The organism is Bacillota bacterium (genome assembly GCA_013177945.1).
In the GTDB taxonomy this organism is placed as follows: domain Bacteria; phylum Bacillota; class DSM-12270; order Thermacetogeniales; family Thermacetogeniaceae; genus Ch130.
The window spans coordinates 25,735-46,517 of record JABLXW010000008.1 but is presented as its reverse complement, the minus strand read 5'-3'; the positions used below and the strand labels follow the sequence as shown (position 1 = coordinate 46,517).

Genomic DNA, 20,783 nt, shown 5'->3' with positions numbered 1-20,783 from the left:
AGACGGAAGGTTTTCAGGGATCGGGAGAGTGTACGGAAGAAAATTAAAGAAAAGATTAAGGATTGGTGGGGCATGACAGGTAAGGGGATGAAAGTGCTGGTGGTGGGCGGGGGAGGGCGCGAGCACACCCTGGTCTGGAAGCTCAGGCAGAGCCCCCGCGTTGCAAAGATTTACTGCGCTCCCGGGAACGGCGGGATTGCCCGGGATGCTGAGTGTGTTCCCATCAAGGCTGAGGATCTTGACGGTTTGGTGAACTTTGCCCGCCGGGAGAAAATCGACCTTGCGGTGGTGGGCCCTGAGGCCCCCCTTGTGGCGGGAATCAGGGACCGTTTCGATGCTGCCGGGCTCAGGCTTTTCGGGCCCCGGGCGGAGGCCGCCCTGATCGAAGGAAGCAAGGTCTTTGCCAAGCAGGTGATGGCGAGGTACGGAATTCCAACGGCGGATTTTCGAACTTTTGAAGACGCGAGGGCGGCTTTAGCCCACGTCCGGGAGCTGGCGGGCCCCTGCGTGGTGAAGGCGGACGGGCTGGCCGGGGGAAAGGGAGTAATTGTGGCGCGAAATCAGACCGAGGCCGAGGATGCCGTGCGCCTCATCATGGAGGAAAAGGTTTTTGGAAAGGCCGGGGAAGCTGTAGTTATCGAAGAGCGCCTGGAGGGGGAGGAGGTCAGCGTGCTTGCCTTTACCGACGGCAGGACCGTCCTCCCGATGGTGGCTTCCCAGGACCACAAGCGGGTATTCGACGGGGACCGGGGCCCCAATACCGGCGGGATGGGAGCCTATTCTCCGCCTCCTGTTTACACACCTGAAATCCACGCCCGGGTCTGCGCCGAGATCCTGCAGCCGCTGATCCGGGGGCTTGCTCAGGAAGGACGGGAGTATCAGGGCGTGATCTACGCCGGGCTGATGATCACCAGAAAGGGGCCCTTTGTACTGGAGTTCAACTGCCGCTTTGGGGACCCCGAGGCCCAGGTGGTTATCCCCCGCCTCCGCACCGACCTGGTGGAGGTGATGCTCGCCGTCCTGGAGGGGCGGCTGGCGGAAGTGGAGCTGGAGTGGGACGAGCGCCCCTGCGTCTGCGTGGTGCTCGCCTCCGGCGGCTACCCGGGTGCTTACGAGACAGGGAAGGTAATCTCCGGACTCGACAAGGTCCCCCTGGACCTCCTTGTTTTCCATGCCGGAACGGCAAAAATCAACGGACGGCTTGTTACTGCAGGCGGCAGGGTGCTCGGAGTCACCGGTTTTGGGAAGACGATTCGAGAGGCGGTGGCCCGGACCTACGAGGGGGTTGAAAAAATCTCCTTTGAAGGGATGCACTACCGGCGGGATATTGCCCACCGCGCCCTCTCCAGAGAAGGGAGTGCAGGGCATGCTTAAGCTCGAGGATCTTGAGCGCCATCGGGAGCTCCAGAGCATTATGGAGAAGGTCCACGAGTACCTGGGCACGATGGGGGCGATTACCCACGATCAGGAGCACGCCCGGCACGTGGCGCGCCTGAGCTATCACATCCTGACGGTGCTGGGCTACCCCCGGCGGGAGGCGGAGCTTGCGGCGATTGCCGGGTACCTGCACGACATCGGGAACATTGTGAACAGGTACGAACACGGGCGCACGGGAGCGCTGCTTGCCTTCCATCTTTTGACCCGGCTGGGGATGCCGCCCGAGGAGGTGGCGGCGGTGATCGCCGCCATCGGCAACCACGAAGAACGCTCCGGCTCGCCGGTGAGCAACATCGCGGCAGCCGTGATCCTTGCCGATAAATCCAACGTCCACCGCTCCCGGGTCCGGAAGGAGGAAGCCGCCTCCTTTACCACCAGGGACCGGGTCAACTACGCTGCGGTGAGGTCCTTTCTGGAGGTCAATCCCGACCGGCGGGAGATCGTGATGCACCTGGAGATTGACACCGGCATCTGCTCGGTGATGGATTACTTCGAGATCTTTTTGACCAAGATGCTCCTCTGCCGGAGGGCGGCCAATTTTCTGAAGTGCCGCTTCGGGCTGGTCATCAACGGCGCCCGCCTCCTCTAAGCCCCCCCTTTTTTTAAAAATCCTCTGTTATGGGGATTTTTTTATTTTGGGGGAGCACCGTGCCGTTCCGGGTATAAATTGGGGAGGCTGGTTGAAAAATAGGAGGAAGGGAAATGAAAGCGGCGGGAGTGAAGAATGCACATGTTGCCACCCTTGCGGCGGCTGCTCAGGAGGCCCCGCGCCGCGTCCCGGGACAGGGGGCCCCAAAGAGCTTTTCAGCCCCTTTCCCCTTCTCTCCAGGAAAATTTAACTTATTTCAAGGAGTGTCTTGGGGGAACTGAAGATCTCACCAGCCGGGAGTTCCGGTTGGGCGGCGGTCGGGGGGTAAAAGGGGCGCTCCTTTACCTGAAGAGCATCACGAACTGCCAGATTGTCAACGAGCAGGTGCTTAAGCCCATCTTTTTCGGAGTTTCCCGGCAGCCCTGGCAGCCCCGGGACCTCCTGCAGTTTCTGGAGGAACGGGTCCTTGCTGTTGAAGAGATCAGGCGGGAGCGGGATGCCCGGGTGGTGCTGCTCCACATCACGCGGGGGTGCGCCGCCCTTTTCCTGGAAGGAGCCGGGGAAGCGCTGATCTGTTCCGTTGCAGGGTGGGAGAAGCGGGGCATCAGCGAGCCGGTTGCCGAGGGGGTGGTGCGGGGGCCGCGCGAGTCCTTTATCGAGGACCTGAGCGTCAACCTGTCCCTGATCAGGCGCCGGCTGAGAACCCCTGCCCTGCGGGAGGAGACCTTTCTGCTGGGTCGCTACACCCAGACGAGGGTAGCCCTGGTTTATATAGAGGGAGTTGCTATGGACCAGATCGTCGCCGAGGTGCGCACCCGCGTGAGCCGCATCGATGTGGACGGGGTTATCGACACGGGGGTAATTGAAGAGTTTATCGAAGACTGCCCCTGGTCTCCTTTTGCCCAGGTCTCCTACAGCGAAAGGCCGGACCGGGTGGCTGCGGACCTTCTGGAGGGGAGGGTCGCCGTCTTTGCCGACGGGAGCCCGGTGGCTCTCCTGGCTCCGGCCCTCCTGGTGCAGTTTCTCCAGGCCGCCGAAGACTACTACGAGCGCTACCCGATTGCCGCCGGGATCCGGATTTTACGGTTTCTGGCCTTGCTGGCAATGCTAAGCCTCCCTTCGGCCTATGTAGCCGTGACCACCTTTCACCACGAAATGCTTCCAGCCCGGATGTTGTTCAACGTGCTGGTGACAAGGGAAGGAGTTCCCTTTCCCTCCCTCGCGGAGGCCCTGCTGATGGAATTCGTTTTCGAGGCGCTCCGGGAAGCAGGCATCCGCCTCCCCCGCCCGGTCGGCCAGGCGGTTTCCATTGTTGGGGGACTGGTGGTGGGCCAGGCGGCGATCTCGGCCGGTCTGGTCTCTCCCCTGATGGTTGTCGTTGTTGCTCTGACGGGGATTGCATCATTCGTAATTCCCAGCTACGCAATGGCGATTACCTTCCGGCTCCTTCGTTTTCCGGTCTTGATTCTTTCGGGAATGCTGGGGTTTTACGGTTTGATGGCGGGACTAATGAGCATTCTCATCCATCTGACAACCCTCCGGTCCTTTGGCATTCCCTATCTGGCTCCCCTGACGCCCGGCGTTACCAGGGGCTTAAGAGACGTTTTCTTTCGCGCTCCTCACTGGGCGCTTGATCACCGGCCTGCTTTCGTCGGGAAGGAGAACCTGGTGCGCCAGGCGCCGGGGCAGAGGCCTGCCCCACAACCTCTCCGGCCTGGGCGCAGGGGGAGGCGAAATGCTCGAAGGAGGTAAAATTTCCGGCCGCCAGCTCGCATTTCTTCTCGTCCTGCAGGTTTTCGGAACCGTCTTTCTTTTCCTTCCCGGTTTCGTGGCAAAGGGAGCAGGGAGGGACGCCTGGCTCGTCCCCTTTGTCAGCGCTGGATTCAGCCTGCCCCAGGGCGCCCTGCTCCTGGCGCTCGTCAGGCGTTTTCAGGGAGCCACCGCCACCGGTTTCTGCGCGAGGCAGGGCGGCTTTCTTTGCCGGCTCCCGGCCTGCCTGCTTTTGCTCTTCTACACCCACCTGGCCGCCATCGTCTTGCGGGAGTTCGGCGATTTTCTCAATATCGCGATTATGCCCGAGACGCCGCTTGTTGTTTTCGGGGTAGTGCTGGTGGCACTTTCCTCTTATGCCGTCCGGCAGGGAATCGAAGTGCTGGGGAGGCTGGCGGAGATTTTGCTCCCTGTTGTCCTCTTTTCGGTTGCTGTGGTTTTTATTTTAGCAGTCGGAAACATGGAGTCCCGGCACTTTTTTCCCGTCCTGGAAAACGGCCTGCTTCCCCTTCTCAAGGGAAGCCTCCCCTCTTTTGGCTGGTACAGCGAGCTGGCCGTTCTTCTCTTTCTGGCACCATTCGTCGCCCGGCCTGAAGAAACAGGCTGGTCATTCTCGGTGGCAGTTGTCATTACCTCAATTTTTTTCCTGCTTGTGATCGCAGGGCCGCTTGCAGTCTTCGGGGCGGAGGTGACCAAAAGCCTGGTCTTTCCTACGTTCTCCCTCGCTCGCATTGTCGAGCTTGCGGAGATTGTCTCCCGGATTGAAGTAGTTGTCGTTGCAGTTTGGGTGACGGCAGCGCTCGTTAAACTCGGTATCCTCCATTACATCCTGGTGCTGGGAAGCGCAGAACTGCTTGGTCTCCGGGATTACCGCACCCTGGTCCTTCCTCTCGGCCTGATTTTGGGAGCGTTAAGCATTCTCGTTTCTAGAAATGTCGTGGAGCTGACGGAGTTTCTCAACAGGACCTGGTTTTTTTACAGCGTGACCCTGCAGTTTTTGCTGCCCTTCGCTTTCTTCTTGATGCCGCTGCCGGGGGGGAACCGCCGGTGAGAAAGGGGGGGTTGGTTGCAGCAGTCCTGCTGATCCTGTTTTCGGCCGGGGGGTGCTGGAGCCGGAAGGAACCCAATGAAATTGCCATTGTCCAGGCGATGGGGTTGGACCGGAAAGAGAACCGGATCTGGCTTACAGTTCAGATTGTAAGACCCCAGGCGATCACGGTGCCAGGGGGAGCCGGGGGGGCGATGCCCCGGGTGAAGCCGGTCTGGACGATCGCGGTTTCGGGAAGCACGCCCTTCGAAGCGGTAAGAAACCTGGGCCTGGTCATTCCCCGCCACCCCATCTACTCTCACGCCCGGGTTCTCGTGGTTGGGGAAGACCTGGCCCGGAGCGGCCTTTACCCGGTCCTGGACCGCTACAGCCGCTCTGTTGAGCTTCGCCTCAACACATGGGTCTTTGTTGCTCCTGGAGAGGCCCGCCGGCTGCTCCAGCCGGAGGAGGGGGAGCTGGAGAGGATGCCCGGTGAGCAGATCGAAGGGTTGATCCGGGGGATCAGGTGGCAGGCTAAAGGTTTTCCGGTCAGGATCTACGAGTTTCTTGATGCCTTTGCTGCAGAGGACGAAGAGCCCTTTCTCCCCCTCCTCCAGCTTGCAAACCAGCAGGAAAAGAGCCTTCCTCCCCGAGCCGCCTTTTCCCTGCGGGGCACCGGAATCTTTAAAAAGGATAAGCTGGTGGGCTTTTTCGACGAGCGGGAGACAAGGGGGCTTCTCTTCCTGCGGGGGGTAGTCCGGGGCGAGGGTTCTGTTGTGGTTCCCTGCCCCAAGCATCCCGAAAAAAAGGTTTCTCTGCGTTTAGTCCGGGCGCGGTCGAAAATCACGCCGCTGGTTTTAAATGACCGCCTCCGGGTTCTGGTCGAGGTTGATGAAGAAGGAGACCTTGCCCAGCAGGATTACCCTGCTCTGTTGAACGAACCCACGGAATTTCGCGCCCTGGAGAGGCGGTTTGCCGAGGCCACGCGTCAGGAGATCCTGGCTGCGGTAAGGCGCGCCAGGGCTTTAAACAGCGATTGCCTGGGCTTTGGAGCGGCCTTTCATCGGAAGTACCCAAAGGAGTGGAGAACCTTAAAAAGGAACTGGGATCAATGGTTTCCCCGGATTGAAGTAGAGGTCCGCGTTAAGGCCCGGCTCCGCCGCACCGGGTTGATTGTTGAACCTCTGATGTAGCATTAAGGAGGATGGAAAGTGTTCTGGTATGTTTTGCTGATCCTGCTTCTGGGAGCAGGGATTGCCCTTTATGAAGCACCGAAGCTGGTGCGTGAGAAACAGTGGCGGGAACTTGCCGCCTTCAGCGGCTTCCTTTTGTTCGGGATTGCCCTTGCTCTCGCCCTGGCCCTGGGTATTCCCGTCCCTAACCCAACGCGGGCGGTGGAATACATCTTCAGCCCCTTGAGCCGGCTGATTTACCCCCGCTGAACATAAATTCGAAGGGTCCGGTTCATGCTAATGGGAGAGGCAGGAGGTGAGCACATTTTGTTCCGGAAGCTGAAAAAGCCCCTGAAGCCCGCGGCGCTGAAGATGCGCCGGCAGGAGGCGCAACTGGCCGCAGTCCGGCCGGGCCCGGAAATTTTAGCAGAACCCCTAACCTCCGATTTGGAGACAAATGTAAGGCGGTTCAAGGAGCTTTTCGGTGAAGCGTCTGATCTCGTGACGCGGGAATTCTGCTTGGGAACCCGGCAGGAAATCAGGGTGGTCTTAATTTTTATCGACGGTCTTGTGGATAAAGGAGCGGTAAGCGAAGCGGTGCTTAAGCCCTTCTTTTTCCGCTCGCTGGGGGAGGACCGGAGCAAGATCCTGCCGGGAAACGCCTTTGAACTCATCCGGAACTACCTGGTTACCTCGGCCGATATCAAGGAAGCCGATCGGGTTGGAAAGGTTTTGGATATGGTGCTGGTAGGGCACCTTGCCCTTTTTGTGGAGGGCGCCAGCAAAGCCCTCCTGGTCGACGCGAAGGGGTGGAAGGACCGGGGTGTCGAGGAGCCCGAAGCGGAGGCCTTCGTCCGCGGTTCCCGCGAGGGTTTTACCGAAACCCTTCGCACGAATACTGCTCTGGTGCGGCGCCGCATCAAAACTCCCCGGCTTCAGAGCAGGTCATACAGTGTAGGGCGGTTCACGAAAACCGATGTCTGCGTGATGTACATAGAGGGCCTGGCGAATCCCGCTACTGTAGAGGAAGTGGGGCGGCGGATTCAGTCCATTGATACAGACGGTATTTTGGAATCAGGATACATTGAGGATTTCATCAGAGACAACTACAGAACTCCCTTTGTTTTACTGGACCGCACTGAAAGGCCGGACAAGGTAGCCGGAGCACTCTTGGAAGGAAGGGTGGCGATCCTGGTTGACAGCACTCCTTTTGCCCTTATCGTTCCGGTTGTGTTCAGCGAGTTTCTTCAATCTCCGGAGGACTACTATGAAGGGCCGGGATTTATCAGGCTCCTCCGGTGGGCGGCCTTCCTCCTTACGCTTTCCCTTCCTTCTTTGTACGTTGCCCTGACGACCTTTCACCAGGAAATGATTCCTCCCAGCCTTGCCCTGAGCATGGCAGCCGGCAGGGAAGGGGTGCCCTTTCCCGCGGTAGTAGAGGCCTTCATGATGGAGGCGGCTTTTGACTTCTTGCGGGAAGCGGGAATCCGGATGCCCCGCCCGATAGGGCAAGCGGTGGGGGTCGTAGGAGCGATTGTGCTGGGGCAGGCTGCGGTGGCAGCTGGAATCGTGAGCCCTTTTATGGTGATTGTGGTTGCTTTTACTGCCATTGCCTCGTTCCTCATTCCTAATTATTCTGCATCCATAGCCGTCAGAGTCCTGCGTTATCCGATGCTTTTTCTTGCCGGTGCTTTCGGGCTGGTGGGGGTTTTCTGGGGCTTCATGATCCTTCTTCTTCACCTCGCATCTCTGCGCTCCTTTGGGGTTCCCTATCTCTACCCGCTTGCCCCGGCGGTGCCCGGGGAGTGGCGGGATGTCTTTGTCCGGACCCCCTGGTGGACCTTCCAGCGCCGGCCGCGCCTCTTCCGCGCCCCGGATTACGAGCGGCAGGCTTCAGGCCAGCGCCCGGAGCCGCCCCCGGTCCGTCCTCGCCGGGAAAGCGGGAGAGCCGGGGGAGGGGGATGAAAAATGGGCATCGAAAAAGGAAGGATCTCCTCCCGCCAGGCCACCTTTTTAATTGCCAATACGATTCTGGCAACCGGGATTCTGTTTCTTCCTGCTCTGATGGCGCGGGAGGCGGGGCAGGATTCCTGGGCCTCGGTGCTTATTGCCGCATTTTTCGGGCTGCTCCTGGGCGCCCTTGTGGTTTCCCTGGGCCTGCGTTTTCCCGGGAAGAATATTGTGGAGTATGCTTCAGAACTGCTGGGCCCCTGGGGGGGAAGGGCGCTCGGGATCTTGCTGGCCCTTTTTTTCTTTTACTTGAACGGCATCATCATCAGGGAGTTCGGCGAACTTCTGGTGACGGCAGTAATGCCTGAGACCCCTCTCGTTGTTTTCAATGCTTTGCTGGTGATCATGGCTGCATATGGGGTTTACCTGGGACTTGAGGTTTTCGCAAGGGTAAACGAGATTATTTTTCCCTTCTCCCTCCTTGTCGGGCTGGTGACCCTGGCCCTGGCTGTTCCGGAGATGGATTTTTTTCAGCTCCAGCCGGTGCTGGTTCATTCCTTTGTCCACATTTTGCGGGGCGCGGGGAGCCTCTTTGCCTTTTTTGGGGAAGGTATGGTTTTTACGATGTTTCTCCCTTGCCTGCGCCGGCCGGAGGAGGCCCACTGGGTCAACCTCCAGGTCGTTTTCCTCCTGGTTGCAGCAGGAGTCTCGACGATTGCCGGGGTGATCGCTTTATTCGGAGCCGAAGAAACGGCACGGCTCGTTTTTCCCACCTATGAACTGGCAAAAACGGTGCACCTTGCTGGTTTTCTGGAGCGGATTGAATCCCTTATCGTGGGGGTCTGGGTTGCGGCTGTAGGGTTAAAGGTAATGGTAATTTACTACGCGGCGGTGGTGGCCTTCGCCCAGTCCCTGGGCTTGCAGGACTACCGGCCGCTGGTCCTGCCCAGCGGACTGGTTCTCGTTGCTCTGTCAATTCTCGAGTTTGCGGACAACGACCACGTCCGGGAATTCCTTGCCCGGTACTGGGGCCCCTTTGGGATCACAGTTCAGGCGGGAATTCCCCTCCTTCTTTTTTTGCTTGCTCTCGCCCGAAAAAAGGGAATTTCTGAAAAGGAGGCGCCCGGACAAGGTGAAGGGAATTAAGGAACGCGGCAGGGTGCCGCTCAATGTCTGCCTGCTGCTCATTTTTCTGGCGTGTGCAGCAGGCGGCTGCTGGAGCCGGCTTGAAATAGAACAGATGGCATTCGTTTCGGTAGTTGGAGTTGACCGGGCCGGCCCGCAGGGGGTACTGGTTTCTTTTCAGGTTGTGGTACCCCGCGTTCTTGCTTTAAGACAGGGAGGGGCGGCCGGACAGGGCCCGCCGGTTGTCGTAACGAGCGTAGAGGCGCGGAATGTTTCCGAGGCCCTGGCAAGGTTTTCCGAAGTAACTCCCCGCGGGGTGCGTTTCAAGCAGCTTCATGCCATCGTTTTGGGTGAGGATCTGGCGCGGCAGGGGGTGGGGCCTGCCCTGGACTTCTTCAGCCGGCACTGGGAGGTGCGGCGCTCCACCTGGGTTCTGGTGGCAAAGGGGCGGGCGCAGGACGTTTTGGTGAGGGGGCGCCCTGCCCTGGAGCGCATCCCGGGGACGGGGATCAGATTTATCCTGGAGCGGCGCCCTGCCTACACCTCCACGCGCTTTCCGGTGGTGCTGGGGGATTTCCTGACTGCCTTGAACAGCCTGGGACGGGAGCCGGTGGCCTCTTCCATCGAGGTTTACCCGATGCGGGAGGCGGTCTCCGGCGGGGGTTCCGGGGGGCAGGGGGGCGCGGTTGCCGAGGGAAGGGGGGCCGAAGAGAGCAAGGAGCTTGCCTTCAAGGGGGCGGCGGTTTTCCGGGACGACCGGCTTCTCGATTTCCTGGGCCCCCGGGAGACGCGGGGAGTGCTCTGGGTGCAGGGGAAGGTAAAAGGGGGAATCATCAACGTTCCGGCCCCGGCGCGGGGGAGCTGGGCCTCCCTGGTGGTTTCCGGTGCCACAACCAGGGTGAAGCCGGAGGTGAAAAAAGACCGCATCCGCTTCCGGGTGGAGATTAAAGAAGAAGGTTTTGTCTGATGTGTGATGAAAAAGGGGCTTGCGGTCGGCAGGCCAGAGGTCTTGCGGATGCTGGAGCGGGAAAAGGAGAGGGCGATCCGGCGGGAGGTAGTGGCTGCTGTAAAAAGGGCGCAGGAGCTGCGCAGCGATTTCCTGGGCCTGGGGGACAGGCTCTACCGGGAAAGGCCCGATGTCTGGATGGAGGTGAAGGACAGCTGGAACACCCGCTGGTTTCCTCATGTGGAAGTCGACGTAAAGGTGACCTGCAGGCTCAAGCGGACCGGGGCGACGGCCGATCCTGTTAGGATCCGCTGATTTATCCTTGTGCTTGCGTGTTGAAATGTCGTGCTGTTGGCCGTAAGGGTTGGCTTCACCGGGAAGGCATTTGCCGGCAATCAAAAAGAAAAGCTCCTGCGTTGCTGCAGCAGCTTTAATCGTGAAATTTCTGAATGCTTAATGTTGAACTTCAATGCGCCGGCCCCGCGGGGCTTGCCCTTTGGGAATTTTTATCTCCAGGAGACCGTTTTCGTAAACTGCCTGAGCCTGGTCCAGGTTCAGCTGGGGAGGGAGGGGGATTTGGCGGAGGAAACTCCCGGTGTTCCTTTCCCGGTAGCGAGGGATCATCCTGCTTTCGCCCTGGGTTGCCTCCTGCCTGGCTTCTCCCCGGATCACCAGCAGGTTTGGGGCGCCTTCGACGCTGATCTGTTCTGGTTTTACCCCGGGAATCTCGACAACGATCAGGATGTTTTCGTGGTCCTCAAAAATATCAATCCGGGGCTGCCAGGTCAGAACCGGGGGTTGAAGGTAGGGAAAGTAGCCGGGAGGAAAGCCGGGAGCCGGTTCCCCCGCGGGCTCCGGATTTTCGCGGGGCGGGGCTTCCTGGCCCTTCGCCTGATTTCCCGGATTCGGCTCCTGGCCGGGCTGTTGTGAAAAAAAATTAAAGTTGGGTTCGTATGGCATTGGTGCAACCTCCTTATTCCTAGCAGGTGTGGGGGCAAAATCTTTCCCGTCTTTACCGGCTGGTAACCTGGATGCGCCGCCTTGCTGCGAGATCCGCCTTGGGGAGCCTGACCTCCAGGATGCCGTTGTTGTAGGAAGCGGTGCAATGTTCGGCCCGGACGTTTGTCGGGAGGGAGATCGTCCGGTAAATGCTGGTGGCTCCCATACCCGGCATTCCGATGGTGCTGGCGCTGATGGTGATGGAGTCGTCGGTTACGGTGAGGTTCAGGTTGTTGGGGTTGATGTTCGGCAGTTCCGCCGCCACAACCACATCGCTGTTGGTTTCGAAGAGGTCTACCCGCGGCTGGGTGAGTCCTGGCGAAGGCATAAAGGAAACGTTCTGGGGGCCGATCGCGCTCCAGGTGAGGGCCGGGTTGATCACGGCCTGCCAGCCTGCGGCCGGATTGATACCTCCCCAGAACACCGGGTTCGCAACCCCTTGCCAGGCCCCCGCACCTGCCGGTGCAAAGGTGTAGCTATAGGCAACGGGGCTGGCCTGGAACATTCCGGCTGCACCTACTGCGGGCGATGCAGCCATTCCCAAAGGATTGATTGTCTGCACGTACATGGAACCCTGGTTGACCTCCTTAAGTTCGCGTTTTTCCTGCTTGTTTTGAACGTAATAGATGCAGATTTTACCCCCACGCCCCTAGTATTTGAGAATGTCTATGGAAGTATGCATGGAGTTCGGGTGTATTGACCACGGTTGAGATTCCTGTTATGATGAGCACAGTGCAGAAGATCTCCGAGGCAGGGAAAATTTATGGAAAATTCAGGGATGGTTCTGATGCCGGGGGGAGTCAGGGACCTCCTGCCCGGGGAGGCCCGGCGCAAGCGGGAACTTGAGGCCGGTTTGTTGAGATTATTCGAAGCCTGGGGCTATCGGGAGGTAATCACACCCACCTTCGAGTTTTACGAAGTGCTGGCTCCGGCGCTGGGGGAAATGCTGCACGACCAGCTCTACCGGTTCATTGACGACCGGGGGAGAATTATGGTGCTCAGGCCGGATATGACAACCCCCATTGCCCGCCTTGTGAGCACGCGCTTAAGAGAGCAGCCCCTCCCTTTGCGCCTCTGCTACGTTGCGAATGTTTTCCGGCGGGAAAACCACGCCGGGCAGCAGCGGGAGTTTTACCAGGCAGGTGTGGAACTGCTGGGTGCCCCGGGCCCCGAGGCCGACGCCGAGGTCATCGGGCTTGCAGGGGAAGCCCTGAAGCTGGCAGGAATCAAGGATTTCCGGATCACGCTGGGCCAGGTCGAGGTTCTCACCGGGGTCCTGGCAGGCGCCGGTTTTTCGGCCCCGGATCTGGAGCAGGCGAAGCTGGCCCTGAGCAAAAAGGATCTTGTCACCTGGGAGCAGCTGGTTGCCTCTTCTCCCCTTGCTCCGGACCGCAAGGAAGCCCTGACGGCGCTGCCTTCACTGCGCGGGGGGGTGGAGGTGCTGGAGGCGGTGGAGGGCCTGATCCGGGGCGGGGGGGCGGCCCTCGGCCTTGCGGCCCTCCGCAGAGTCTGGGAAAGACTGGCCGATTACGGATTACAGGACCAGGTTGATCTCGATCTGACCCTTCTCCGGGGGCTTACTTATTATACGGGAATCGTTTTTGAAGGATATGCACCGGGGGTTGGTTATCCCCTCTGCGGAGGGGGACGGTACGATAAGCTCCTTGCCAGGTTCGGTTTCCCCTGTCCGGCGACCGGTTTTGCCCTGAACATTGAGCGGGTTCTGGCGGCCCGGGAGAAGGATGCGGCTTTTCACGAACAGGCGCCGGACTACTTCATCACCGGGGGAGATCCGCGGGAGATTGTCAAAAAGGCGAGGGCCCTCAGGCAGGAAGGAAATACGGTGGAAATTGAAGTTGCCGGTCTTCCCCTGGAAGAGTCTATTGCTTACGCCTCCCGGAAGGGAGTTCCCCAGATCCTGGTGCTGGAATAGCTTTTATTTGTGGAGGCTTTTCGAGCCTGGCGTGCAGGTTCCAGGCGCGGACGAGGTTGCTAAAGACGGGAGAGGTTAATTTATTCATGAACCGGGATTTCATCACCTTTGCGCTTCCTAAAGGACGCCTTTTTTCGCCTGCAGTTTCTCTTTTGCAGGAGGCGGGACTGGGACGGGTTCCCCTCGCAGAGAACGGCCGGCGGTTGATCTGCGTTGACGAGGAGGCCGGTCTGCGTTATCTGATTTGCCGTGCCGCCGATGTTCCCACCTTTGTTGAGTACGGAGCGGCCGAGCTGGGGATTGCAGGAAAAGATGTAATCCTGGAGCAGGGCAAAGACATCTGCGAGTTGCTGGACCTGGGGTTCGGAGCCTGCAGGTTTGTGGTTGCCGTACCGGCGGCAAAGCTTGAGCAGGGAGAATTTCGGGAAGGGCTCTCCGGATACCTTGCCCGCTCCGGCCGGCTCCGGGTGGCCACAAAGTTCCCCCGGGTTGCAGAGAGTTTTCTGCGCAGCCAGGGTTTGCCCGGCGAGATCATCAGGCTTTCCGGAAATATCGAACTGGCGCCCCTGGTTGGACTGGCAGAAGTGATCATTGACCTTGTTTCGACAGGACGCACCCTGAAAGAGAATAATCTTGCCCCCCTCGTGGAGATCGCCCGGGCCACCGCGAGGCTTGTGGCCAACCGGGTTGCCTACCGCCTCAAGTACGACCGGCTTGCCCCGGTCGTGGCGGCCCTCCGGGGGGCGCTGGAAAGGAGCAGGAGCAATGTTTCAGGTGGTATCGAGTAAAGATCAGCTGGTATCACGGCTGCGGGAGCGGAACCACCGGGGCGAGGACCTGGAACCGGAAGTCCGCGCCATCCTCGAGGCGGTCCGGGATCAGGGCGATCAGGCGGTTCTGGCCTATACCCGGAAATTCGATCACGCCGACCTTGCCGCCGCAGGACTGCGGGTGCAGGAGGCGGAAATCCAGGCTGCCTACGAAAAGGTTTCCCCTGAACTCCTTGCCTCTCTGCGCCTGGCCCGCGACCGGATTTTTGCCTTCCATGCCAGGCAGCACTTCCAGACCTGGTTTGAACCGGGTCCGCAGGGGGAAATCCTGGGCCAGGTTTACCGGCCCCTGAAGCGGGTGGGGATTTACGTACCTGGTGGAACTGCGGCCTACCCCTCTTCGGTTTTGATGAACGCCCTTCCGGCAAAGGTGGCCGGGGTTCCTGAAATCGTGATGGTCACTCCTCCCGGGCGCGATGGAGAGGTTCCCCCGCTCGTCCTTGTGGCCGCGGCCGAGTCTGGTGTGACCGAAATCTACAGGGTGGGCGGCGTCCAGGCTGTTGCTGCCCTTGCTTACGGGACGGAGACGATTCCCCGGGTCGACAAGATCGTAGGGCCCGGAAACATTTACGTCACCGTTGCCAAGCGCCTGGTCTTCGGGCTTGTGGACATCGACATGCTGGCGGGGCCCAGCGAGATTGTGGTGGTTGCGGACGGCTCCGGAGATCCCGAACTGATCGCGGCAGACCTTCTCTCCCAGGCGGAGCACGACCCCCGGGCGGCAGCCATTTTGCTGACACCCGTCGCGGAGCTTGCCTGCCGGGTTCGGGAAGAACTGGAAAAGCAGCTGGCCGACCTGCCCAGGCGGGAGATCGCCAGGGAGGCCCTGTCCGCTTACGGGGCTGCGGTGATTACAGCAGACCTCGCGGAGGCGGTAGAACTTGCCAACGAACTGGCGCCGGAGCACCTGGAACTCTTTTTGGAGGAGCCCTTTTCCTGGCTGGGACGCATTAAAAATGCAGGGGCGGTTTTTCTGGGGGCAAACACCCCGGAGTCTGTTGGGGACTACCTGGCGGGGCCGAACCACGTTCTCCCGACCGGGGGGACGGCGCGCTTTTTCTCTCCCCTCAGCGTGGAAGATTTCTTGAAGCGGACAAGCCTGATCTACGGGACGAAGAAGGCCCTCCGGGCCTGGGGCCCCGAAGTCGTAAGGCTGGCCGAAGCGGAAGGGCTGGAGGCGCACGCCCGGGCCGTTGCCCTGCGCCTCCGGCGCCTGCAGGGGTGTGAGGAATGAGGGAGCGGACTGCTGAGGTGGAGCGGGTGACCGGGGAGACCCGGGTCCGCGTGAAGCTGAATCTCGACGGGACGGGCGTTTTTCAGGGGGGAACGGGAATCGGTTTCCTGGACCACATGCTCCACCTCTGGGCGCGCCACGCCCTTTTCGATCTTTTTCTTGAAGCGCAGGGGGACCTCCAGGTTGATGCCCACCATACGGTGGAGGACATCGGGATCTGCCTGGGAGAAGTCTTCCGCGGCGCCCTGGGCGGCAAAGAAGGGATCAACCGCTACGGTTCTGCCCTCCTCCCGATGGACGAGGCGCTGGTGCTGGTTGCCGTCGACCTCAGCGGCAGGCCCTATTTCTCCTACGATGTGAGAGCGGCAGGGTGGACTGTAGGCGATTTGCCCCTGGAGCTTGTCCCCGAGTTTTTCCGTGCCTTTGCGAATCACGCGGCGCTTACCCTCCACCTGCGCCTGCTTGCGGGGCAGAATACCCACCACATCGTCGAAGCCCTCTTCAAGGGGTGCGCCCGCGCCCTGCGGGAGGCCGTTGCCCGCAGCGACCGGGAGGCGGGAATTCCCTCGACGAAGGGGGAACTTTAACAGGGAGAGGAAACGGAAAAGATGATTGCCATTGTTGACTACGGGATGGGGAACCTCCGGAGCGTCCAGAAGGGTCTGGAAAAAGTGGGATTCCAGGCCGCAATTGTTGCGACCCCGAAGGAGCTGGAGCAGGCACGGGGGATCGTTTTGCCCGGCGTGGGCGCCTTTGGGGACGCGATGGAGAACCTCCGCGCCCAGGGGCTGGACCGCGCCCTGCGGGAGGCGGTGGTGCAGGGAAAGCCCCTGCTGGGGATCTGCCTCGGCCTCCAGCTCTTTTTCAGCTTTAGTGAGGAGGGGGGCTGGCACGAGGGCCTGGATTTGATTCCGGGCAGGGTGCGGCGCCTGCCCGGCCGCGTGAAGGTTCCCCACATGGGCTGGAACCAGGTGGAATTAAAGCAGGCCAATCCCCTTTTCACCGGGATCCCCGACCGTTCTTATTTTTATTTTGTGCACTCTTACTACGTGGACCCTGCTCCCCAGGATGTCATCAGCGGGGTGACCGCGTACGGGATCGCGTTTACGAGCATGGTGGCGCGGGGGAACCTCTTCGGGGTCCAGTTTCACCCCGAAAAAAGCAGCCGGCTGGGGCTTGAAGTCCTGGCCAACTTCGGAAGGCTGGTGGCGGCATGCTGATCTTTCCTGCCGTTGACCTCCGCAAAGGAAGGTGCGTGCGCCTCACCCAGGGGAGGGAGGAGGCGGAAACGGTTTACGCTGCAGACCCCGTGGCGGCGGCCCGCGTCTGGGCGGAAAAGGGGGCGCCCTGGCTCCACGTGGTGGACCTGGACGGGGCCTTTGCCGGGGAGCCCTGCCAGCTGGAGGTGGTGGAGGAGATTGTCAGGCACGTTCCGGTGCCTGTCCAGCTGGGAGGGGGGCTCCGGAGTTTGGAACAGATCAGGGCCGCCTTCGCCCGCGGGGTGGCGCGGGTCGTCCTGGGGACGGTTGCCCTTACGAACCCGGAGGTTGTAGAAGCCGCCTGCCGGGAGTTCGGGAAAGAGCGGATTGTGGTGGGCCTCGACACCCGGGACGGTTTTGTGGCCGTCAGGGGGTGGAAGCAGGTAACGGCCAGGCACTTCCTGGAGGTGGCGCGGGAGATCAGGGAGCGGGGCGGAGAGCGGGTGATTTTTACCGATACCGCCCGCGACGGGACGCTGGCAGGGCCCAATTTTGAGGCAATCCGGGAGCTTGCCCGGAAGAGCGGTTTGCGGGTGATCGCCTCCGGGGGGATCGGCTGCCTCGAGGATCTCGCAAAACTGCAGGAGCTGGAAGCAGACGGAGTCGAAGGGGTAATTCTCGGAAAGGCCCTCTACGAAGGAAGAATCCGGCTTGAAGAAGCCATTGCAATCGCGCAAGGGGACAGGCCGCCCTTTTCAAGGGGTAGGGCCTCAGGTACGACCGGAGGAAAGAATATAGAAGGAGCCGGGGAGTGATGCTCGGTGCTGGCGAAAAGAATCATTCCCTGTCTTGATGTGGACGCAGGACGGGTTGTGAAGGGGATAAAGTTTGTCGATCTGAGAGACGCCGGGGATCCGGTGGAACTGGCCGCTTTTTACGATGCGGAAGGGGCCGACGAACTGGTTTTTCTCGACATTACGGCCTCCTTTGAAGAGCGGAAGACGATGGTGGATGTGGTGCGGCGGACGGCGGAAAACGTTTTTATTCCCTTTACGGTCGGCGGGGGGATCCGGACTCTGGAGGACATCAGGGAAATGCTCCAGGCGGGGGCCGATAAAATTGCCATCAATACCGCAGCGGTGCTGAATCCGGAACTGATCACGGAGGGGGCGCGGAAGTTCGGGAGCCAGTGCATTGTGGTGGCCATCGATGCCCGCCAGGTCTCCCCCGGCCGCTGGGAGGTTCTGACGCATGGGGGAAGGCGGGGGACGGGATTGGATGCCCTCGCCTGGGCGCGGGAGGTGGAGCAGCGCGGCGCCGGGGAAATCCTTTTGACCAGCCTTGACCGCGATGGGACGAAGGACGGCTATGACCTTGCTTTGACCCGGGCTGTTAGCTCGGCTGTAGGAATTCCGGTGATCGCCTCCGGGGGTGCCGGAAGCCTGGAGCACCTCTGGGAGGGTTTGACACAGGGGGCGGCAGACGCGGTTTTGGCAGCTTCCATCTTTCACTACCGGGAGTATACAATTAGAGAGGCAAAGGAGTATCTGGCGGAGAGGGGAGTGCCCGTGCGGCTATGAAGGCGAAGCCGGTTTTGACAGATGAGCAGGAGATTCAGGCGGTGCTGGATTGCGTAAAATTCAACGAAGCCGGTTTAATCCCGGCGGTAGTCCAGGATGCGGCAACCGGTGAGGTCTTGATGGTTGCCTATATGAACCGGGAGTCCTTCCTCCGCTCCCTGCGGACGGGGCGGACCTGGTTTTACAGCCGGAGCAGGCAGCGCCTCTGGCTGAAAGGGGAGACCAGCGGAAACCACCAGTACATCCGGGAGGTGCGGATCGACTGCGACGGGGATGCCCTCCTCTTCAGGGTTGAGCAGTTAGGTGGGGCGTGTCACGAAGGATACCGCTCCTGTTTTTTCCGCTGCCTGGGTCAACCCCTGAACGGGGGTTCCGGCCCGGGGATCGTTGACGAGCTTTTTGCGGTGATTAAGGAACGGCAGCGAACTCTGCCCGAAGGCTCCTATACTGCGAAATTGTTCCGGGAGGGAATTGACAGGATAGCAAAGAAGCTGGGGGAAGAAGCGGTGGAAGTAGTGATTGCCGGGAAGAACCGGAACCGGGAGGAGCTGGCGGAAGAAGCCGCCGACCTGGTCTACCATCTTCTGGTTTTGCTGGCGGAATGCAACTTAAGCCCCGGCGAGGTTTGGGCGAAACTGGCGGAGCGGCGCCGGTAGGTGATACAGGTGGGTTTCTGGGAGGATTTAAATCCGGCTCAGCAGGAGGCGGTGCGCCACACGGAGGGCCCTCTGATCATCTTTGCGGGGGCGGGAAGTGGAAAAACAAGGGTGCTTACCTACAGGGTTGCCCACCTTTTACGGTCAGGGGTGTCTCCCTTCAGGATTCTGGCCGTTACCTTTACGAACCGCGCCGCTGCCGAGATGCGCCAGCGCGTCCAGCAGCTGGTGGGCGCCGGGGCGCGCGATGTCTGGATCAGCACCTTTCATTCCCTGGCGGTGCGCATCCTCCGCCAGGAGGTGCGCCACCTTCCCTACGACCGGAACTTTGTCATTTACGACGAAGCCGATCAGCTGACGGTGATCAAAAACTGCCTTCGGGAACTCGGTCTTGATGAAAGGAAGTACCGGCCCCGGAGCATGCTGGCGGCGATCAGCAGCCTGAAAAACGAGCTGGTGGGGCCCGAGGAGTTTGCCCTCCACGCCCGGGATGCCTGGGCGCAGGCGGTGGCCCGCCTTTATTCCTGTTACCAGGCGAAGCTCCTGCAGCAAAATGCTTTAGATTTCGACGACCTCCTTTTTCAAACCGTAGCCCTCTTCCGGGCCGAGCCCCATGTGCTGGAAAATTACCAGCACCGTTTCCGCTACATCATGGTGGACGAGTACCAGGATACGAACCATGCCCAGTACGTCCTCGTACGCCAGCTCGCGGATGGCTACCGGAATCTCTGTGTTGTCGGGGACGATGACCAGTGCATTTACAGGTGGCGGGGGGCCGATATCAGAAATATCCTCGATTTCGAAAAAGACTACCCCGAGGCGCGGATCGTCAAGCTGGAGCAGAATTACCGCTCCACGCAGCGCATCCTGGCTGTGGCGAATTCTGTAATTGCCCGCAACCGGGGGAGGAAGCCAAAGCGCCTCTGGACCTCCAACAGAATCGGAGAACCGGTCTATTATTACCAGGCCGTAGACGAGCGGGACGAGGCGCGGTTTGTGCTTGCTACACTCGAGAAGCTCCGCCGGGAGGAAGGGCTGGAGCACCGGGATTTTGCAGTCTTTTACAGGACCCACGCCCAATCCCGCGCCTTTGAAGAGGAGTTTATCAGAAACCAGATTCCATACCGGATTTTCGGGGGAATCAGGTTTTACGAGCGGAAGGAAATCAGGGACCTGCTGGCCTACCTGCGGTTCGTGGCGAACCCCGCAGACGAGATTTCGCTGAGGCGGATTTTAAACGTTCCCCGCCGGGGAATCGGGGAAACCGCCCTTGCCCGGGCGGAGGAACTGGCACTGCAGGAGGGAAGGAGCCTGGAAGAGGTGCTCAGGGAGCCGGAGAAGATTCCCGGCCTGGGGGCGCGCACCATCCGGGCGCTGCGGGCCTTTTTCGAAATGGTGGACCGCTGGCGGGAGGAACAGGAGGAGCTGACGGTTGCCGCGCTCGCCGAAAGAATTCTGGAGGAAACGGGGTACCGCTCCCTGCTGGAGGCGGAGCAGACCGTTGAGGCGGAGACAAGGCTGGAAAATTTAAAAGAGTTTTTAGGTGTGGCAAGGGAGTACGACGAGGAAAGCGAAGACAGGTCTCTGGCTGGATTCCTGGAGCGGCTGGCTCTGGTGGCCGAAATCGACAACTACCGGGCGGAGGAGAACGCGGTTGTCTTGATGACCCTCCACACCGCGAAGGGTCTGGAGTTTCCCGTTGTCTTCATGACCGGCCTCGAGGAGGGCCTCTTTCCCCATGCCCACGCTTTGGGAGAGGAAGAGGAGCTTGAAGAAGAGCGCCGGCTCTGCTATGTTGGAATTACCAGGGCGCGGGAAAGGCTCTTTTTCTCCTGGGCCTGCCGGCGCTACCTTCAGGGCAACGGGACACCCCGCGAGCCCTCGCGTTTTCTCCAGGAAATCCCGCAGGAACTGCTTTACCCCGTCCTGCCTGGGGGTGGAGCCCCGGTGCGTCCGGTGCCGGTTCAGGGCCGGCCCGCGCGGGACCGGAGGGAGAAGCTTCCGCCGGTTTTTACGGGGCGCGCTCTGCTGGAGGCGGCTGAGAGGGACGTTGAGCCGCAGGGGGATCTGCAGGTCGGGGACCGGGTGGAGCACGCGAAATTCGGACCGGGTGTTGTTACGGAAACCAGGGTGGGCCCCGGGGGTGATTTGGAAATCATCGTTTCCTTCGAGCAGGTGGGGGTAAAGCACCTTCTGGTGAAGTATGCTCCTTTGCGCCGGGTTTAGCCCGGCATGCCGGACGCTGGCCGCCCGGGCTTCACTTGTGCCGGGCCCTTTGTTTCGCCCGGAAACTGGGGATACTGATTTTAGCGGAACCTTCCGAAAATGGAGAGACA

Annotated in this window: 21 protein-coding genes; 19 read left to right on the top strand and 2 right to left on the bottom strand. The window is 60.5% G+C overall.

Annotated elements, in window-relative coordinates; all coding sequences use genetic code 11:
- Positions 1-87 precede the first annotated feature (87 nt).
- The 10 genes from purD to HPY58_05145 all read left to right on the top strand — a co-directional run bounded on the left by purD (position 88) and on the right by HPY58_05145 (position 10,331).
- The gene (purD, locus tag HPY58_05190; GenBank protein NPV29050.1) at positions 88-1,374 is read left to right on the top strand and encodes a phosphoribosylamine--glycine ligase; all 1,287 of its coding nucleotides are present in this window, start codon (positions 88-90) and stop codon (positions 1,372-1,374) included.
- Positions 1,367-2,026: an HD domain-containing protein gene (locus HPY58_05185; protein ID NPV29049.1), complete on the top strand. Its 660-nt coding sequence runs from the start codon at positions 1,367-1,369 to the stop codon at positions 2,024-2,026. Before purD ends, HPY58_05185 begins: the two co-directional genes overlap by 8 nt.
- Positions 2,027-2,161: 135 nt before the next feature.
- Positions 2,162-3,778 (top strand): spore germination protein, encoded by a 1,617-nt coding sequence (locus HPY58_05180; protein NPV29048.1) that lies wholly within the window; start codon positions 2,162-2,164, stop codon positions 3,776-3,778.
- The gene (locus tag HPY58_05175; protein NPV29047.1) at positions 3,762-4,847 is read left to right on the top strand and encodes an endospore germination permease; all 1,086 of its coding nucleotides are present in this window, start codon (positions 3,762-3,764) and stop codon (positions 4,845-4,847) included. The genes HPY58_05180 and HPY58_05175 overlap by 17 nt, the downstream gene beginning before the upstream one ends.
- Positions 4,844-6,016, top strand: coding sequence for a Ger(x)C family spore germination protein (locus tag HPY58_05170; GenBank protein ID NPV29046.1), 1,173 nt, complete (start codon positions 4,844-4,846; stop codon positions 6,014-6,016). Before HPY58_05175 ends, HPY58_05170 begins: the two co-directional genes overlap by 4 nt.
- Positions 6,017-6,049: 33 nt before the next feature.
- Positions 6,050-6,265: a hypothetical protein gene (locus HPY58_05165; protein ID NPV29045.1), complete on the top strand. Its 216-nt coding sequence runs from the start codon at positions 6,050-6,052 to the stop codon at positions 6,263-6,265.
- Between the two features lie 30 nt (positions 6,266-6,295).
- Positions 6,296-7,960: a spore germination protein gene (locus HPY58_05160; GenBank protein NPV29044.1), complete on the top strand. Its 1,665-nt coding sequence runs from the start codon at positions 6,296-6,298 to the stop codon at positions 7,958-7,960.
- A 3-nt stretch (positions 7,961-7,963) separates the two neighbouring features.
- Positions 7,964-9,091, top strand: a complete 1,128-nt coding sequence (locus tag HPY58_05155; GenBank protein NPV29043.1) for an endospore germination permease — start codon at positions 7,964-7,966, stop codon at positions 9,089-9,091.
- Complete coding sequence (locus HPY58_05150; GenBank protein NPV29042.1) at positions 9,078-10,037, top strand: Ger(x)C family spore germination protein; 960 nt, start codon at positions 9,078-9,080, stop codon at positions 10,035-10,037. The genes HPY58_05155 and HPY58_05150 overlap by 14 nt, the downstream gene beginning before the upstream one ends.
- 3 nt (positions 10,038-10,040) lie before the next feature.
- Positions 10,041-10,331, top strand: coding sequence for a hypothetical protein (locus HPY58_05145; protein NPV29041.1), 291 nt, complete (start codon positions 10,041-10,043; stop codon positions 10,329-10,331).
- A 138-nt stretch (positions 10,332-10,469) separates the two neighbouring features.
- Here the strand turns inward: HPY58_05145 and HPY58_05140 are convergent, their stop codons facing one another.
- Positions 10,470-10,976 (bottom strand): Hsp20/alpha crystallin family protein, encoded by a 507-nt coding sequence (locus tag HPY58_05140; protein NPV29040.1) that lies wholly within the window; start codon positions 10,974-10,976, stop codon positions 10,470-10,472.
- A 52-nt stretch (positions 10,977-11,028) separates the two neighbouring features.
- Positions 11,029-11,583 carry an Hsp20 family protein gene (locus HPY58_05135; protein ID NPV29039.1) on the bottom strand — a complete coding sequence of 185 codons (555 nt, stop codon included), beginning with the start codon at positions 11,581-11,583 and terminating at the stop codon, positions 11,029-11,031.
- Between the two features lie 210 nt (positions 11,584-11,793).
- Between HPY58_05135 and hisZ the strand changes: the two genes are divergently transcribed.
- From hisZ to pcrA, 9 genes are all read left to right on the top strand, one after another.
- Entirely contained in the window at positions 11,794-12,948 is a 1,155-nt protein-coding gene (gene hisZ, locus HPY58_05130; GenBank protein NPV29038.1) for an ATP phosphoribosyltransferase regulatory subunit, read from the top strand.
- Between the two features lie 86 nt (positions 12,949-13,034).
- A complete protein-coding gene (locus HPY58_05125; protein NPV29037.1) occupies positions 13,035-13,736 on the top strand; it encodes an ATP phosphoribosyltransferase in 702 nt (233 codons plus the stop codon).
- A complete protein-coding gene (gene hisD / locus HPY58_05120; GenBank protein NPV29036.1) occupies positions 13,714-15,012 on the top strand; it encodes a histidinol dehydrogenase in 1,299 nt (432 codons plus the stop codon). Before HPY58_05125 ends, hisD begins: the two co-directional genes overlap by 23 nt.
- The gene (gene hisB / locus HPY58_05115) at positions 15,009-15,599 is read left to right on the top strand and encodes an imidazoleglycerol-phosphate dehydratase HisB (protein NPV29035.1); all 591 of its coding nucleotides are present in this window, start codon (positions 15,009-15,011) and stop codon (positions 15,597-15,599) included. Before hisD ends, hisB begins: the two co-directional genes overlap by 4 nt.
- A gap of 21 nt (positions 15,600-15,620) precedes the next feature.
- Positions 15,621-16,232, top strand: coding sequence for an imidazole glycerol phosphate synthase subunit HisH (gene hisH / locus HPY58_05110; protein ID NPV29034.1), 612 nt, complete (start codon positions 15,621-15,623; stop codon positions 16,230-16,232).
- Complete coding sequence (hisA, locus tag HPY58_05105; protein NPV29033.1) at positions 16,226-17,026, top strand: 1-(5-phosphoribosyl)-5-[(5-phosphoribosylamino)methylideneamino]imidazole-4-carboxamide isomerase; 801 nt, start codon at positions 16,226-16,228, stop codon at positions 17,024-17,026. The genes hisH and hisA overlap by 7 nt, the downstream gene beginning before the upstream one ends.
- Positions 17,027-17,032: 6 nt before the next feature.
- Complete coding sequence (gene hisF / locus HPY58_05100; GenBank protein ID NPV29032.1) at positions 17,033-17,791, top strand: imidazole glycerol phosphate synthase subunit HisF; 759 nt, start codon at positions 17,033-17,035, stop codon at positions 17,789-17,791.
- 32 nt (positions 17,792-17,823) lie between these two features.
- A complete protein-coding gene (locus HPY58_05095; protein ID NPV29031.1) occupies positions 17,824-18,447 on the top strand; it encodes a bifunctional phosphoribosyl-AMP cyclohydrolase/phosphoribosyl-ATP diphosphatase HisIE in 624 nt (207 codons plus the stop codon).
- A gap of 9 nt (positions 18,448-18,456) precedes the next feature.
- Complete coding sequence (gene pcrA / locus HPY58_05090) at positions 18,457-20,673, top strand: DNA helicase PcrA (protein NPV29030.1); 2,217 nt, start codon at positions 18,457-18,459, stop codon at positions 20,671-20,673.
- Positions 20,674-20,783 lie beyond the last annotated feature (110 nt).

Coding starts and splice junctions, on each gene's coding strand:
- purD (NPV29050.1), top strand. CDS start 88: ATGAAAGTGCTGGTGGTGGGCGGGGGAGGGCGCGAGCACACCCTGGTC.
- HPY58_05185 (NPV29049.1), top strand. CDS start 1,367: ATGCTTAAGCTCGAGGATCTTGAGCGCCATCGGGAGCTCCAGAGCATT.
- HPY58_05180 (NPV29048.1), top strand. CDS start 2,162: ATGCACATGTTGCCACCCTTGCGGCGGCTGCTCAGGAGGCCCCGCGCC.
- HPY58_05175 (NPV29047.1), top strand. CDS start 3,762: ATGCTCGAAGGAGGTAAAATTTCCGGCCGCCAGCTCGCATTTCTTCTC.
- HPY58_05160 (NPV29044.1), top strand. CDS start 6,296: ATGGGAGAGGCAGGAGGTGAGCACATTTTGTTCCGGAAGCTGAAAAAG.
- HPY58_05155 (NPV29043.1), top strand. CDS start 7,964: ATGGGCATCGAAAAAGGAAGGATCTCCTCCCGCCAGGCCACCTTTTTA.
- HPY58_05140 (NPV29040.1), bottom strand. CDS start 10,976: ATGCCATACGAACCCAACTTTAATTTTTTTTCACAACAGCCCGGCCAG.
- HPY58_05135 (NPV29039.1), bottom strand. CDS start 11,583: ATGTACGTGCAGACAATCAATCCTTTGGGAATGGCTGCATCGCCCGCA.
- hisZ (NPV29038.1), top strand. CDS start 11,794: ATGGTTCTGATGCCGGGGGGAGTCAGGGACCTCCTGCCCGGGGAGGCC.
- HPY58_05125 (NPV29037.1), top strand. CDS start 13,035: ATGAACCGGGATTTCATCACCTTTGCGCTTCCTAAAGGACGCCTTTTT.
- hisD (NPV29036.1), top strand. CDS start 13,714: ATGTTTCAGGTGGTATCGAGTAAAGATCAGCTGGTATCACGGCTGCGG.
- hisB (NPV29035.1), top strand. CDS start 15,009: ATGAGGGAGCGGACTGCTGAGGTGGAGCGGGTGACCGGGGAGACCCGG.
- hisH (NPV29034.1), top strand. CDS start 15,621: ATGATTGCCATTGTTGACTACGGGATGGGGAACCTCCGGAGCGTCCAG.
- hisA (NPV29033.1), top strand. CDS start 16,226: ATGCTGATCTTTCCTGCCGTTGACCTCCGCAAAGGAAGGTGCGTGCGC.